We start from the raw sequence: 15,836 nt of genomic DNA, 5'->3' as shown, positions 1-15,836 counted from the left end.
ATTGTCTAAAACTAATATAGTAATTAGAACAGTTCTTCTTCTGTACTCAGTTTTTCTTCAAATACATCTGCTGGCTCTTCTGTAACATACTTTGTAGGTGCAGTGCCTTTAATAAAGTATTCGAAGCGGCTGGTATAGTCATTCTTGTGGCTTAATAAGCCCGTTGCTAAATCAATACGAACCGAGACTAAGCCTTCAGGAAGTTCAATAGGAGCTTCTGGCATACCGTCAAGCGCTGCGCGCATAAAGTCGACCCACGCTGGTTGTGCGGTTTTTGCACCTGACTCAGCCCCAGAAATTTGTGAATTATCTAAGTTTTTATTTCTAGCACTACGGCCAAGTGTAATGCCAGGATTGTCAAAACCTACCCATACGGAGGTTAGTACATTGCGATTAAAACCACTGAACCAAGTATCAACAGAATCATTAGTGGTACCTGTTTTACCAGCTAGGTCGCGTCGGTCTAAAGCTTGAGCACGCCAACCGGTACCACTCCAGCCTGTTTTATGACTCCAACTACCGCCGCCCCAAATGGCGCTGTGCATAGCTTGCGAGATTAAGAATGCATTTTGCTTTGAAATAATACGCGGGGCACAACGCTGGACTGGTGTTTGCTCTGTTTCAGTGATGCTAAGTTGGCTCGAATCGCGCGCTGCAAGCTCAACAGTGGCAGCCGGTTTTGGGCTATCACAAGCCAATTGAGGATTTGCCTTAAATAATGTATTGCCTGCTGAATCTTGGATTTCAGTAATAAAATAAGGCTTAATTAGGTGGCCACCGTTTGCAAAAGCGCTCATACCGCGTGCAAGTTCAAGCGGGGTAATCGAGGCACTACCAAGGGCTAACGACTCACTGCGATTAATATCACTATTTAAAAACCCAAACTTAAGCAAGTGATCTGCAGTGCGCTCTAGGCCAACACCACGCAGTAAACGAACAGAAATTACGTTTTTTGATTGTGCCAGTGCTCTGCGAATACGAATAGGGCCATTATAAACAGCTGGGCTGTTTTTAGGTCGCCATGCAACGCCTTGGCTTTTATCCCACTGATTAATAGGTGCATCATTCAAAATAGAAGCGAGTGTATAACCATTCTCAAGAGCTGCTGAATAAATGAATGGTTTAATGTTTGAACCCACTTGGCGTTTTGCTTGCACTGCACGGTTGTATTGGCTTTGTTCAAAGCTGTAACCACCTACAATAGCTTTAATTCGACCATCTTGCGGATCAAGCGAAACTAATGCACTCGATGCTTCAGGTATTTGGCTTAATATATAGCTATTGTCTGGATTTTTACGTAACCAAATTTGAGCGCCTGCTGTGAGAATGTCGCCAGCTGTTTCTGGTGCAAAACTTTGGCGGTAGCGCGTAATATATTTACGAGCCCACTTTAAACCATCCCATTCAACATTAACTTGTTCGCCACTTTTTAATAAAACAGAGATTGATTGCTCAGCTACTTGAGTGACAACACCAGCTAATAAAGGGCCAAACTCTTTTACATCTTTAAGTTTGTTTAAAATCGCGTCTCGAGTTAATGGCGTGTCGGTTTCACTATCCCATAAATGAGCGGTTGCTCCTCTATAGCCATGGCGCATATCGTAGGCATGTAAGTTGTTTACAAGCGCATCTTGTGCCGCCTGTTGGATATTTGAATCTACACTGGTGTAAACCTTGAAGCCTGTATTATAAGCTCGTTCATGGCCATAACGCTCAACCATTTCGGCGCGAACCATCTCAGAAATATAAGGCGCATATACTTCAATTTCAGCACCGTGAAATTTTGCCGTAATAGGCGCGTTAACGGCGTCTTGATACTCTGACTGACTAATATATTTTTCAGTTAGCATACGACCAAGTACCACATTACGACGTGCCTTGGCTCTCACAGGGTTACGAATTGGGTTTAGTGCAGAAGGTGCTTTAGGTAAACCAGCAATCATTGCCATTTGGGCTAACGTAAGTTCATTTAATTCTTTGCCATAATAAACTTGGGCTGCTGCACCAATACCAAAAGCACGATTCCCCAATTCAATTTTATTTAAATATAATTCGAGTATTTCATCTTTAGTTAATATACTTTCAATATGCAATGCGATGAATATCTCTTTGACTTTACGGATATAAGCCTTTTCTCGGGTTAAGAAAAAGTTACGGGCAAGCTGCATAGTTATGGTACTTGCGCCTTGTTTCTTTTCACCTGTAGATATGAGTACAATGGCTGACCGAACGATACCAATTGGGTCTATACCAATGTGTTCGTAAAAACGATTGTCTTCGGTCGCTAAAATCGCATCGATTAACGGTTGGGGGATTTGATCTATTGTGACGGGAATGCGGCGTTTTTCACCAAATTGATTAATCAATAAACCATCGCGTGAAAAAACTTGCATAGGTGTCTGTAATTGAACGTCTTTTAAAACCTGTACGCTAGGAATGTCAGGTTTAACGTAATAGTATAGACCAACTAAAGTGATTAGCCCTAAGAATGAGCAAATGATAAAAAATTGTAAAGTTCGTTTTAATAAAATCACTTATATTTTCCCTAAATGGACTCCCAATTAGAATCGGAGACTGCTAGTATATATTGATTAAAAAATGAATAATATTTTTTCAGATAAAAATTATAACTTGTTTATTATTAAAACAAAGGCAAAGTTGCAATCATGCTAAGTCAGCTATTAAAAAAGCCTTCATCTATGATGGTAGGGATCGACATCGGATCTCACTGCATTAAAGCAGTGTTGTTGCAAGAGACAGACGCAGGTTTGCGGCTTGAGGCATTAGCTATTGAACCTATGCCAAAAGGGGCTATGTCTGAACGCTCAATTCAAGACATTGAAGCTATCGGCAACGTTGTTGCTAAATTAAAACGAAAATTGCCTAAAACAGTCCAAAGTGCCGCCGTTGCAGTGTCTGGGCAAACTGTGATCACAAAAGTTATTTTTATGGATGTATCATTAACTGATGCTGAATTAGAATCGCAAATAGCCATTGAAGCAGACAGCTTAATTCCATACCCACTCGACGAAGTGAACATAGACTTTGAAAAGCTCGCCATTAATGAAGCCGATCCGAGTAAAGTTAATGTACTTTTATCTGCAGCACGCACAGAAAGTGTTGAGGCTCGCATTGGTGTATTAGAAGCTGCAAATCTAACTGCTAAAGTAGTTGATGTTGAAAGCTACGCGTTGAGCCGCTCGTTAGATGTGTACTACCAACAATTGCCTAGCGATGCCTATGATAAGTGTGTGGCAATTGTAGATATTGGTGCTGTGCTAATGCTTGTGAGTGTGGTTCAAGCCGGTGAGACTATTTACACTCGGGATCAGGTTTTTGGTGGCGACCAATACACAAACAGTATTGTCGCTTATTACAACAAAAGCTTCGATGAAGCAGAAATAGGTAAAACCACAGGCGACTTACCTCCTAATTATACGTTTGAAGTACTTGCACCTTTTCAGACTTCGCTGCTACAACAAGTAAGACGTGCCGTACAAATGTTCTTAACGACGAGCGGTAAAGACCAAGTCGATTATATTGTTTTAACCGGTGGCACAGCCATGATTGAAGGCTTAGACCGATTGTTAATTGAAGAGTTAGGGATACATACAGTGGTTGCTGAACCCTTTGCAAATATAGAAATTGCTCCAAAGGTAGACCGTAATATTTTACAGCGTCATAGAACACAGTTCGCGATAGCCACAGGATTGGCGTTGAGGAGCTTTTCATCATGCCACATATAAATCTACTGCCTTGGCGCGAACAAAAACGAAAAGAATCGCAAAATAAATTTGTTACTTTGCTGTTCGCTGTTGTTGTAGTGAGTTTTTTAAGTATGTATATGTTGAGTTCTTTCTATTCGGGATTGCGTGAAGGACAAAATGTAAAAAATAACTTTTTAAGCAACGAAATTGCACTACTTGATCAACGCATACGTGAAATCAACGAATTGGATAAAAAGAAAGAAAACCTGCAACAGCGAATGCGCTTAATTGAGGAGCTACAAAGCAATCGAAATCTTGGTACACAAATTATGGATGAGGTTGCGAAGATTGTGCCTTCAGGTGTTTATTTAACTAAGCTAGAACGTCGTGATGACCGCATACATGTATCGGGACGTAGTGAATCTAATAATCGACTATCGACTATGTTGCGCCAAGTTCAGGGCTCTTATCTTCTAGAGCGACCTGTTATGCAAGGTATCGTGGCTGGTGAGCAAACGTCGAGGTTACTAAGTGACTTTAATATGGATTTTTATGTTAAACCATTTGATAAAATAGGTGAGGTACGCAATGAACCTTGATATCAAATCGTTAACTGAAATAGATTGGAACGAAATAGAGCTCGAAAATATGGGCGATTGGCCCATTGCTGTAAAAGTAATGTGTTGTACTTTTGTTGCTGCAATCGTGCTTTATTTTAGTTATAGCTTGCTAGTGTCTGATGAAATAGCTAATTATCACAGTTCAGTAGCCAAAGAGACTGAGCTGAGAAATACTTACAAAGCTAAATATGCTGTTGCGAGTAACCTAGATTTATATCGCCAGCAAATGATTGAGATGGAAGATAAGTTTTCGCAACTATTAAAGCGCTTACCCACCTCTAATGAAACACCAGGTTTACTTGACGATTTGTCTTATGTTGGCACGACAAGTGGTTTAACGTTTTTAAAAATTGGCTGGTTACCAGAGATAGAAAAAGAGTTTTACACTGAGCTGCCAATTAAGATAGAAGTTGTGGGCTCATATCATGAGTTTGGTGAGTTTGTTGGTAAAGTTGCACAATTACCGCGTATCGTAAGTTTGCATGACTTTACTATTCAAACCCTTGATGATGGTGAACTTACTTTTAGCGTTGTTGCTAAAACCTATCGTTATGAGGGAGGCACTCAGAAATGATGAGAAAGCTTCCGTTAGTTATTATTATGACTTTTGCACTGAGTGCATGTAACGATGATACATCAGAGCAAAAAGAATTTATCGATCAGGTAAAGGCAAGTACTACACCCAAAGTAGAGCCTATTCCTCAGATCGCAAAGTTTGAATATTTTGAATACAGTGCCAGTAAGTTGCGTAGCCCATTTGTTGCACCAAGACCTGAAATTATTCAAAACAACTTAGTACAAGTTAAAAACTGCTTACATCCAGATCCTAGCCGAGTTCGCCAGCCTCTAGAGAAGTACCCGCTTGAAAATTTATTAATGAAAGGGACTATCGGTCAAGCTGATAATAGCTGGGCATTGATTAAAGCGGCAGACGATACACTTTATCGTGTCACAGTAGGTAATTATCTTGGTTTGTATCATGGTGAGATTAAAGAAGTGCATGACAACTACATTGAATTATTAGAATTAATCCCTGATGGGGCTGGTTGCTGGAAAGAGCGCCTGACCAAGCTAGAAATGTTAGAGGCAGGTACAAATGGTGCAGATTAATCATATAAAAGGTAAAAATAAAATGCATAAAGGAATGGCTTGGTTAAAGCACATGCGAAAATACATGTTCGCTGCATTAACCTTACTGGTAGCGCAGTCGGTAGTCGCTGCACCTGTACTTTATGATGTGCGTTACAATCCAATCATGAAGGATGAAACGCAGCTGCAGCTAGTCTTTGATGAAGCCCTTACATTTGAGCCTAAAGTTCAGGTTTATAACGCACCAGCTCGGATAGAAATGTTATTTGACGATGTTGGTGTTGATAAAGAAGTTCAGACTGTAAATATAAACCAAGCAGGTATTCAGCAAGTCACTAGCACAATGACAACGGACGGTTTAAAAGTTGTTGTTATGTTGGATAAATTGAAAATTTATAAAACAACAGCTAAAGACAATGTTTACACGCTGCATGTTTCAGATAACCCAATTGCCAGTGATGAATCGACTGATCCATTATCAGCCTCAAGTAACTTTATAAATACTGTACAATCCATTGATTTTCGTCGTACTGAAAAAGATGAAGCTCGCTTATTGGTGTTTTTGCAAGGTACTCAAGCTGCGATTGATGTACATGAAAGCGGTGGTAAAATTATTGCAGAATTCCATCATACGGATATTTTAGACGAGCTTCTGTATGAACTTGACGTTATTGACTTTGGTACCGTTGTAAGCAAAATCGAGACCTTCAAAGAAGGAACAATGACTCGTATAGTGGTAGAGCCAAATGCTGCGTTTAAATTTACTCACCAACAAATAGAGAACATCTTTACCTTAACAGTTGAAAAAGATGATACTCAACGTGCATACCTAGACGGCGGTATTGAATATCAAGGTCGTCCTATGAGCCTTAACTTCCAAGATATTCCAATTCGCTCTGTGCTACAGATTATTGCGGGCTATAACGAGTTTAACTTAGTAACAAGCGACTCTGTAACAGGCAATATTACGCTTCGTCTAGAAGGTGTTCCTTGGGATCAGGCTTTGGATGTTGTGCTTAAAATTAAAGGTTTGGATAAACGCATGGATGGTTCTATTTTGATGGTTGCACCATCTGAAGAACTGGCAGCGCGTGAAGCCAAAGAGCTCAAAGCTAAACAGCAAGTCGAAGATTTAGAGCCTTTATACAGTGAATATATTCGCCTTAATTATGCCAAAGCTGAAGAGTTTGCTGATTTATTAAAAACCGATACCAACAGCATTATTTCTTCACGAGGCAGTGTTTCGGTTGATAAACGTACTAACACATTATTAATTAAAGATACTTCTAAAAGTATTGATAGTGTTCGCCGTATGGTTGAAACCCTTGATATTCCAGTAAAGCAAGTGGTGATTGAATCACGTATGGTTACTGTGAATGATAACGTGCAAGAAGACTTAGGCGTACGTTGGGGCATAAGCGATGTCGGCAGTGACGGTGCTATTTCTGGGACTCTTGAAGGCGCTGGAGGCATGTTTGGTGCTGGCTCTTACAATAACATTCCAAGTTTAGCTGACCGATTAAATGTAAACTTACCAATTTCAAGCCCTGCGGGAAGTATTGGTGTACAAGTTGCCAAATTAGCTAACGGCACCATTTTAGATTTAGAGCTCAGTGCTTTAGAAGAGGAAAACCGAGGTGAGATCATCGCGAGTCCGCGCATCACTACGGCTAACCAACAAAAAGCACGTATTGAGCAAGGTACCGAAATTCCTTATGTTGAAGCTGCATCAAGTGGTGCAACAACGGTTACCTTTAAAAAAGCGGTATTAAGCTTAGAAGTAACGCCACACATTACGCCTGACAATAAGGTGATTTTAGACCTAGTTATCACACAAGATACACGCGGTGATACGGTGCAAACACCAACGGGTTCAGCGGTGGCGATTAATACTCAAGAAATCCAAACACAAGTGTTAGTAGAGAATGGCCAAACAGTTGTTCTTGGTGGTATCTTCCAACAGCAAATTGTTAACTCAACGAAGAAAGTTCCTGTACTTGGAGACATTCCATATTTAGGAACCTTATTCAAAAGCACCAGTGAGTTTAATGAAAAGAAAGAGCTGTTAATCTTTGTAACACCAAAAATTCAATTGGATTAAGTGATTTTTTCTTAAGCAACGAGCAATTAGCATGTTTAATTGCTCGTTATATGGCTTTTTATGCTAATTGACTTGAAATACCCAAGCAATTACTGAGATAATCCCCTCCTTAATTTTGGGGCCAGGTCGTTAGGCGGGGTTTTATTTCAAATTTTAGAGTTCGTTTGTACTAAAAAGATATGGCTGAGAAACGTAATATATTTCTAGTGGGCCCTATGGGGGCTGGCAAAAGCACAATTGGTCGTCACATTGCTGACCAATTACACCTTGAATTTTTCGATTCAGATCAAGAGATCGAGCGACGCACAGGAGCAGATATTGCTTGGGTGTTCGACCTTGAGGGTGAAGAGGGCTTCCGACTTCGTGAAGAAACTGTTATTTCAGACCTAACTGAGATGCAAGGTATTGTACTTGCAACAGGTGGTGGTTCTGTGATCAGTAAAGAAGTACGTAATAAGCTTTCTGCTCGTGGTATTGTTGTATACCTAGAGACACCTATCGAAAAGCAAGTTGCACGCACGCAGCGCGACAAGCGTCGCCCATTATTGCAAACAGAAGAAGCACCGCGTGATGTATTAGAGCGCTTAGCTGAAGAACGCGAACCGTTATACAAAGAAGTGGCTGATTTTGTTGTCCGCACTGATGAGCAAAGCGCTAAAGTTGTTGCTAATCAAATCATTGAGAAATTAGATTTTTAAAACCAATAATTAAAAAAGGAAACTAGCGATGCTTGAATTAACTGTTAATTTGGACGAGCGAAGTTATCCTATTTATATTGGTCAATCTGCTCTTAAAGACACAGGTCGATTACGCGAACACATTGGCGATTGTCGACCTATCATTATCACCAACGACACCATTGCACCTCTATACCTTGATGATGTAATGGCGTCATTGGCTGATCTTAACCCGTTATCTTTTTCTATACCTGATGGTGAACAATATAAGTCACTAGAGTGGTTTGAGAAAATTTCGGCATTCTTACTCGAACATAACTGTGGTCGTGACACCTGCCTTATTGCATTAGGTGGTGGTGTTGTGGGCGACTTAACCGGTTTTGTTGCTGCTTGTTATCAACGCGGTGTGCCTTTTATTCAAGTGCCTACTACCTTGCTATCACAAGTTGATTCATCAGTTGGTGGTAAAACCGCTGTTAATCATCCGCTTGGCAAAAACATGATTGGTGCGTTTTACCAACCGCAAGCCGTTTTTATCGATACCCAATCACTACATACTTTACCTGAGCGAGAGTTCGCAGCAGGCATGGCTGAAGTGATCAAGTACGGTTTAATCTATGACACAGAACTATTTGCTTATTTAGAGCAAAATATCGCTAATCTAAAATCACTCGATGAGCAAACATTACAGCATGTTATTTATCGTTGCTGTGAAATCAAAGCCTTGATTGTTGCGCAAGATGAAAAAGAAGCAGGTTTGCGTGCGCTACTAAACCTGGGTCATACTTTTGGTCACGCTATTGAAGCGCAAATGGGCTATGGTAATTGGTTACACGGCGAAGCTGTTGCTGCTGGTATGGTGTTAGCAGCACGTTTAGCGCAAACTCGCGGTGATTTAACTGCAGCTGAAGTTGAGCGCATAGTGCAATTGATTGCTCATTACGATTTACCTGTTGATATTCCAGCTGAAATGACTAGCGAGCAGTTTTTAACGCATATGCGTAAAGATAAGAAAAACAAGAAAGGCACGATCCGGTTTATTCTTCCTACCCAATTTGGTCAGTGCGCGCTGGTAAGCGATGTTACCGATCAGCAGGTTTGTGATTTAATAGCGCGCTAATGCAATCGCAAATATTGCCTAGCCGTGCTGCGCTAGTTGATCGAATCGCTCTGCAGTTTGAATATGGGCAGAATTTAATTTGCTTACTTGGCCCTTCAGGGCTAGGTAAAAGTTACTTACTAGAAACATTCATCACTGATAAGTACGCTGAGTTTAACAAAGCATTTGTACAATTGTCTGGCAAAATGACAGATCAACAGCTGCTTACAGAGCTACTCGAACAAAGCTTTAGTAACCCACTTATCGATCATACCCAAACGTTATCAGAAAACTTTTATAACCTGTATAGGCAGCAACCTTGTGGTGATTGCTTGTGGGTGATTGATGGCGGGCGTCATTTATCTGAGGAGATGGTTCATCAACTCGAGATACTGGCAAAGAAAAGCCCAAGTACCTTATATATTTTGATAGCATCTCAGTCTGTTGGGCAATTCACACAAGCTGTTGAAATTCACCTAGAGGCACTTAATCTTAGTGAAAGTAAGCAGTTGATGCGTTGGTTTTTCGATAGCCTTCCGGTAGAAGAAGATCCTGTTTTTCGAACCTTTTTGCAAGAAGCTCATGGTAATCCTGCATTATTACTTGCATGGCAACCAGATCAACAAACTGCAGATATTCGCCCTCCAGAAAAGAGCTACAAACCGTTGTATTTAACCCTGTTGTTAATAACAACTATGTTATTAATTATTGGCTTTTTGTACAAAGCAGATATGACCCAATGGTGGAAAGCACATTATCAACAAGAGGAGAGTGCCACTATTGCTACGGCTCTCCCAGCAGAAAAGGTGACTGCGGCTCAACAGAACAGCGATGAAACGCTATCAGAGCCGAGCAGTGCGTCAGTAGAGCTTGATAATAATACTGTGACAGTTCAACAGTCAGAAGCTCCAGCAGTAAGCCATGAAAATAATATTGCTGCAATTGTTGATAGTCTTGCTAGTGCACAACCTGAAGAGCAACAGGCCAAACCAAGTAGCGAAGAAATTGCTGCAGTATTGACTGACGACGCTTTAAATCCTCCTCCAGCTGATATTGAGGCCGTTAATACAGAAACAGTTGAAAAAGCGCCGACAGTGAGTGCAAATGCATGGTATTTAGCAGAGCCAGACGAGCATTTTGTAATACAGCTGTTAGCTGTTACTAAAAAAGAAATCACTGATAAGTTTATTACAGAGAACTCATTAGAAGGGCAAGTTAATACGTATCAAACTTTGCGAGGTGGCAAAGTGTGGTGGATTGTAACTTATGGTAGCTATGCCACCTTAAACGACGCGAAAAATGCGTTATCGACACTACCGAATAAAGTGCGTAAAAATCAGCCTTTTTATAAAAAAATAAGTAAAATTAAGCAAGAAATTGCTTCACAGGATCAGTAAATTAAAACTGATTAGTGTAGAATCGCGCAATATCGAATTGAAGTTAAGAGCAGATGCAGCAAAAGACCAGAGCCTTCCTTAAATGGGCAGGTGGAAAATACAGCCTAGTTGAAGATATTCATGCCCGCTTAAAACAAGCGAGTTTGGATGCTGATACTTTAGTTGAACCTTTTGTTGGCGCTGGCTCTGTATTCCTCAATACTGACTTTAAGCATTATATTTTAAATGATATCAATGCTGATTTGATCAACCTGTACACAGAGCTTAAACGCACGCCGGATGAATTTATTAGCGATGCAAAAAAGTTATTTGTTGAGCTAAATAATCACCCAGAAGCTTACTACGAATACCGTGTTCAATTTAATCAAAGCAGTGATGTATATGAACGTGCAATTTTGTTCTTATACATGAACCGTCACGGGTACAACGGCCTATGTCGTTATAACCTAAAAGGGATTTTTAATGTTCCTTTTGGAAAATATAAGCGCCCATACTTTCCAGAGAAAGAAATGAATTTCTTTGCTGAGAAAGCGCAACAAGCAACTTTTACCTGCTTAGGTTATGACGAAGTGTTTAAGCTTATTCCTGAAAACGCAGTAGTGTATTGTGATCCACCCTATGTACCACTCAGTAAAACGGCGTCGTTTACTTCTTACGCTAAAGGCGGCTTTAATTTAGATGACCAAGCTAACTTGGCTAATTTAGCTGAGCAGGCTGCATTCGAAAATAATACGCCCGTACTTATTTCTAATCACGATACAGTGTGGACTCGCAAAATTTACAGCCAAGCATCACTTGATGAGATTAAGGTGAAGCGGACAATAAGCCCTAAGGGTGGTTCACGAAATAAAGTGAATGAATTGATGGCTATGTATTTAGCACCAAAGAAACCGCGAAATAAATAGCAGCAATAAAAATAATAAACAAAATGACTGCAATCACAATGATAGCCAGTGGTGAATGCTCTTTGAAGTCAGCTTGACGTTTTTGCTCTGACTGCACACCAAAAAATGCCGCAAAGACACTTTGTAATGCACTAATAAAGCTGCTCATGTAATTAGAATTTTGAGCTTAAACTACTAACGTTCTTTGACTCTTCGCTACTTGTTAAAAGCTCAAGTAAATCGAGGTAATGGAATTGTGCGCTACGGCTGTCACCAGTCAACCAAGAAAACCATCCAGTTTCTTGTTCTGCTTTCATACATTGAGCAGAAGATGATGATGCGTTTAGCGTATTGCATGAGCAACCAGACGCCGTTGCTAAAAACTCGTCTTCATCGGCAGATGAAAAAGATACAAACGTAGCAACAGTAAGTGCGGACGCGATTAAGATCCCTATTTTAAAAGCACGCATGAGAATAACCCTTGTTTGTGTTATTTAAACAAGCATACCTAATAATTGCTCAAATAACAAACTTAATTCATGCTGAATTGATTAAAAAATTAATAAAATTAGCGTGTTAAAGTTAATTTTATGTTTAATTTTTGTTTTATTTTTTGGTGCTTTTGACACGTTTAATCGGTTTAGGTAGCAGGTCAGCTAGTTAATAGTTCTTATATTCGAATGATCTTAAAGGTTTTCTACTATTCAGCTAAGTATTTACCCTGTGTCGTACTGTTTTAATCAGTAAGCGATTAGGTTACATTAAGCGCTCCTTTAGCGTAGCAAATTATTATTGGATCACTCATGTTAGAAACCTTACAAAAGTATTTAATAGCCCCTTCAATTTTATCGGCTGACTTTGCTCGCTTAGGTGACGATGTCGATCGTGTTCTTGCAAGTGGTGCTGACGTTATACATTTTGATGTAATGGATAACCATTACGTGCCTAACCTCACATTTGGACCAATGATTTGTAAAGCGCTGCGAGATTACGGCATCACAGCACCAATTGATGTACATCTTATGGTAAAGCCAGTTGACCGCATTATTCCTGATTTTGCTGAAGCAGGGGCGTCGATTATCAGTTTTCACCCTGAAGCCAGTGAGCATATAGACCGCACTTTGCAATTAATTAAAGATAACGGCTGCCAAGCAGGACTCGTATTTAACCCTGCAACAAGTTTAAGTTACCTTGAACATGTGCTTGAAAAAGTTGATGTAGTGCTATTAATGTCGGTTAACCCTGGCTTTGGTGGCCAAAGTTTTATTCCACATACTCTCGAAAAGCTCCGCCAAGCACGTAAAATTATTGATGCTTCAGGTCGCAATATTCGTTTAGAAGTTGATGGTGGTGTCGGTGTTGATAATATTGCCGAAATAGCAGAAGCGGGCGCTGATATGTTTGTATCAGGCTCAGCAATTTTTAATCAACCAGATTACAAAGCGGTCATCGATGCGATGCGCAGCGAACTTGCGAAGGTTGAATAATGAAATACGATGCGGCATTTTTCGATTTAGATGGCACCTTGGTCGATAGCGTTTATGATTTATACATTGCGATGAACCTGACTTTAACCGATTTAGCGTTTCCGGTTGTTACACAAAAGCTAGTAGAAAGCTGGGTCGGCAATGGTATTGAAACCTTAGTTAAGCGTGCTTTGAGCGGCGACATGCAAGTAAGCGAGCATTTGGATGAAGCCCTTGCAGAGCGTGCTATTAATTTGTTTTATCAGCACTATGACCAGGTTGTGGGTGACTATAGTGCGCTTTATCAACATGTTGAAACGGGGCTTGCTGCACTTGCTGGTGTTCCTAAGGTGGTGATCACCAATAAGGCACGCCGTTTTACCGAAAAGCTACTTGATAAACTCTCATTGACCAGTCATTTTCAGTTTATTGTCTGTGGCGATGATATGGCAAAAAAACCATCACCTGAGCCATTGCAATATGCTTGTCAGCAACTCGATGTCAGCCCTGAAAAAGCGGTTATGATCGGCGACTCAAAAAGTGATATTTTGGCAGCAAAAGCTGCGAATGTTGACGTTGTTGCACTCGGTTATGGCTATAACCAAGGTGAAAACCTCGCTGATTTCAATCCAGAGTACCTATGCGAGAATTTCTTAGATATAATACCCGTTCTTACCCAAAGGTAAGTGCATTTTAAATTCGTCTTTTTAGTTTAGTAAAAAATATAAAGGAACATCATGAGTAAACCAGTAGTGTTAAGTGGCATTCAGCCAACCGGTGGTATGACAATAGGCAACTATGTTGGCGCTATTAACCAGTGGCTTAAGCTACAGGAAGACCACGAAAGTTTCTTTATGTTAGTAGATTTGCACGCTATTACAGTTCGCCAAGATCCAGAGCAATTACGCTCGCGTGTGCTGGACGGTATTGCGCTATATGCTGCATGCGGTATCGACCCAGAGAAAGCTGCGTTATTCGTGCAATCTCAAGTGCCAGAACATGCACAGCTGAGCTGGGTATTAAACTGTTACGCGCAAATGGGTGAGCTTAATCGTATGACGCAGTTCAAAGACAAGTCATCTAAGCATGCGAATAACGTCAATGTGGGTTTATTCTCTTACCCAGTGCTGCAAGCAGCTGATATCTTGTTATACCAAGCAGATCAAGTGCCAGTGGGTGAAGATCAAAAGCAACACCTTGAATTAACGCGTGATATCGCAACACGTTTTAACAACCTATACGGTGACGTGTTCAAACTACCTGAGCCGTATATTCCTGAGTTCGGCGCACGTGTAATGAGCTTACAAGATCCGCTGAAGAAAATGTCTAAGTCAGATGAAAATCCAAACGGTTACATCATGTTATTGGATGAGCCGAAGAAGATTGAAAAGAAACTGAAAAAAGCAGTAACCGATTCAGACGAACAAGCACGTATTTACTTTGATCGTGACGAAAAACCAGGTGTATCTAACCTACTTACTTTATTATCAGTTGCAACTAAGCGCTCAATCGAAGACTTAGTTCCTGAATATGAAGACAAAATGTATGGTCACCTGAAAAAAGACACCTCAGCAGCGGTTGTTAATATGATTGAGCCAATTCAAGCGCGCTTTAAAGAGATACGTGAAGATCAATCACTACTTGATAGCATTATGAAATCAGGTGCTGAAAAGGCGAGTATTCGCGCTGAAAAAACATTAAAAGCTGTGTATGATGCGGTAGGTTTTATTCCTCGCCCGTAAGCTTGCAACAAATAATTGAAATAAAAATACCGCTTAACGGCGGTATTTTTTTATCCATTAAAAGCTCAGCACAATTAAAACAGTAAAAAAACACATCAGCGCGGCAGCAGTTTTGTCTGTTTTTTCCATTTTTTTATTCCTCATCTGTGTTCAACTGTTTAATTGCATAGCCTTTATTTTTTAATAGGCCTAACAAGCTATCTTCACCAGCCAAGTGGGCTGCACCAACGAGCACCAGCTCTTTTTGATGATTAGTAAAATAGCGCTCTATCTTGCTAAGCCAGGTTAAATTACGCTGCTTAATTAGCATGTTATAGGTGAGTAGATCATGCTCTTTGAGCGGCATAATAGTGAGTGTATTCATTGCCTGCATATCGCCATGTCGCCATGCATCAAGCAGGGCAGCATAATGATGCTGATAGTGAGATATTTGCGCTAATTGTGATTCAATAAAGGCACTTTCGTCTTGGCTACCTAATTGCTTAAATAGGTGTAATTGAAACGCTAAGGTTTCAAGGAAAGCCAACTCTTTATCATCTTGTTTTGCTAATTTAGTTAGGTAGCTGTCGACACCTTCACCTAGTAGTGATTGCTTTTGTAATTCTAATGACGTCATTAACAAACTTACCAAAAATGGGCGAAAGCTATCGAACTCACTCAGTTTCATACCGTAACGGTTTAGCTGCTCTTCTAACTGCTGCTTCACTTTTGCTGTTAGCTTGCTACTTAATGTTTCACCTGCTTGGTAGCTAAGCGTTTTTAGCATTGTGAGCTGTGCCGAACTATCGCATGGTGCAGGTACATCGGCTTCAAGTACTAAGGTATCTACTTGTTTATAAGCCTGATTAAATTCTACTGGGAGTGGTAGCTCTTTTGGAGGCAAAATATGAATTGAACCTGCAATGTAAATATAGTCATCGCCTTTATTTACCTGCCAAACAGCACTTTTAGCAGCGCCAAACCCACTTGTTAATAAGCCAGATGCAGCAACTGATGAGATGAGAAAGTGTCGAGTCAGTGTTTTCATTATTTTAGCCTGTTAATTGATGAGGTT

16 protein-coding genes are annotated in these 15,836 nt (G+C 40.3%); 12 read left to right on the top strand and 4 right to left on the bottom strand.

Annotated features, from left to right (window positions below):
* Positions 1-23: 23 nt before the first annotated feature.
* Positions 24-2,534, bottom strand: a complete 2,511-nt coding sequence (locus QL229_RS17365; protein ID WP_281547228.1) for a PBP1A family penicillin-binding protein — start codon at positions 2,532-2,534, stop codon at positions 24-26.
* A gap of 132 nt (positions 2,535-2,666) precedes the next feature.
* Here QL229_RS17365 and QL229_RS17360 point away from each other — a divergent pair, with 132 nt between their 5' ends.
* The 9 genes from QL229_RS17360 (at position 2,667) to QL229_RS17320 (ending at position 11,595) form a co-directional block, all read left to right on the top strand.
* Positions 2,667-3,746: a pilus assembly protein PilM gene (locus QL229_RS17360; RefSeq protein WP_135922746.1), complete on the top strand. Its 1,080-nt coding sequence runs from the start codon at positions 2,667-2,669 to the stop codon at positions 3,744-3,746.
* Positions 3,734-4,306, top strand: a complete 573-nt coding sequence (locus QL229_RS17355) for a PilN domain-containing protein (protein ID WP_135922745.1) — start codon at positions 3,734-3,736, stop codon at positions 4,304-4,306. Before QL229_RS17360 ends, QL229_RS17355 begins: the two co-directional genes overlap by 13 nt.
* Positions 4,296-4,901 carry a type 4a pilus biogenesis protein PilO gene (locus tag QL229_RS17350; protein WP_135922744.1) on the top strand — a complete coding sequence of 202 codons (606 nt, stop codon included), beginning with the start codon at positions 4,296-4,298 and terminating at the stop codon, positions 4,899-4,901. Before QL229_RS17355 ends, QL229_RS17350 begins: the two co-directional genes overlap by 11 nt.
* Positions 4,901-5,437: a pilus assembly protein PilP gene (locus QL229_RS17345; RefSeq protein WP_135926194.1), complete on the top strand. Its 537-nt coding sequence runs from the start codon at positions 4,901-4,903 to the stop codon at positions 5,435-5,437. Before QL229_RS17350 ends, QL229_RS17345 begins: the two co-directional genes overlap by 1 nt.
* A gap of 22 nt (positions 5,438-5,459) precedes the next feature.
* Positions 5,460-7,517 (top strand): type IV pilus secretin PilQ family protein, encoded by a 2,058-nt coding sequence (locus tag QL229_RS17340; protein ID WP_235403921.1) that lies wholly within the window; start codon positions 5,460-5,462, stop codon positions 7,515-7,517.
* Positions 7,518-7,696: 179 nt separating this feature from the next.
* Entirely contained in the window at positions 7,697-8,215 is a 519-nt protein-coding gene (aroK, locus tag QL229_RS17335; protein WP_036973192.1) for a shikimate kinase AroK, read from the top strand.
* A gap of 28 nt (positions 8,216-8,243) precedes the next feature.
* Entirely contained in the window at positions 8,244-9,314 is a 1,071-nt protein-coding gene (aroB, locus tag QL229_RS17330) for a 3-dehydroquinate synthase (RefSeq protein WP_135922742.1), read from the top strand.
* The gene (locus QL229_RS17325) at positions 9,314-10,690 is read left to right on the top strand and encodes an AAA family ATPase (protein ID WP_281547227.1); all 1,377 of its coding nucleotides are present in this window, start codon (positions 9,314-9,316) and stop codon (positions 10,688-10,690) included. The genes aroB and QL229_RS17325 overlap by 1 nt, the downstream gene beginning before the upstream one ends.
* A 53-nt stretch (positions 10,691-10,743) precedes the next feature.
* Entirely contained in the window at positions 10,744-11,595 is an 852-nt protein-coding gene (locus tag QL229_RS17320) for a Dam family site-specific DNA-(adenine-N6)-methyltransferase (RefSeq protein WP_138557075.1), read from the top strand.
* On the opposite strand, the gene QL229_RS17315 is transcribed toward QL229_RS17320, so the two are convergent.
* Both QL229_RS17315 and QL229_RS17310 read right to left on the bottom strand, forming a co-directional pair.
* A complete protein-coding gene (locus tag QL229_RS17315; protein WP_135922739.1) occupies positions 11,558-11,743 on the bottom strand; it encodes a DUF2970 domain-containing protein in 186 nt (61 codons plus the stop codon). The two genes, QL229_RS17320 and QL229_RS17315, sit on opposite strands and share 38 nt — an antisense overlap.
* 4 nt (positions 11,744-11,747) lie before the next feature.
* The gene (locus QL229_RS17310) at positions 11,748-12,044 is read right to left on the bottom strand and encodes a hypothetical protein (protein ID WP_135922738.1); all 297 of its coding nucleotides are present in this window, start codon (positions 12,042-12,044) and stop codon (positions 11,748-11,750) included.
* 333 nt (positions 12,045-12,377) lie between these two features.
* On the opposite strand from QL229_RS17310, the gene rpe reads away from it, so the two are divergent.
* From rpe to trpS, 3 genes are read left to right on the top strand one after another with little or no spacing between them, the layout of a single operon-like run.
* On the top strand, positions 12,378-13,061 hold the full coding sequence (rpe, locus tag QL229_RS17305; protein WP_281547226.1) for a ribulose-phosphate 3-epimerase: 684 nt from the start codon (positions 12,378-12,380) through the stop codon (positions 13,059-13,061).
* Positions 13,061-13,726: a phosphoglycolate phosphatase gene (locus QL229_RS17300; RefSeq protein WP_281547225.1), complete on the top strand. Its 666-nt coding sequence runs from the start codon at positions 13,061-13,063 to the stop codon at positions 13,724-13,726. The genes rpe and QL229_RS17300 overlap by 1 nt, the downstream gene beginning before the upstream one ends.
* A 51-nt stretch (positions 13,727-13,777) precedes the next feature.
* A complete protein-coding gene (gene trpS, locus QL229_RS17295) occupies positions 13,778-14,782 on the top strand; it encodes a tryptophan--tRNA ligase (protein ID WP_281547224.1) in 1,005 nt (334 codons plus the stop codon).
* A 133-nt stretch (positions 14,783-14,915) separates the two neighbouring features.
* Here the strand turns inward: trpS and QL229_RS17290 are convergent, their stop codons facing one another.
* Positions 14,916-15,809: a TraB/GumN family protein gene (locus tag QL229_RS17290; protein ID WP_281547223.1), complete on the bottom strand. Its 894-nt coding sequence runs from the start codon at positions 15,807-15,809 to the stop codon at positions 14,916-14,918.
* Positions 15,810-15,836: the final 27 nt, after the last annotated feature.

Origin of the sequence: Pseudoalteromonas sp. PAR1 (assembly GCF_947311895.1) — a bacterium.
GTDB lineage: Bacteria > Pseudomonadota > Gammaproteobacteria > Enterobacterales > Alteromonadaceae > Pseudoalteromonas > Pseudoalteromonas lipolytica_C.
Note: the sequence above shows the minus strand (reverse complement) of the source record. Positions and strands in the feature narration are given on the sequence as shown.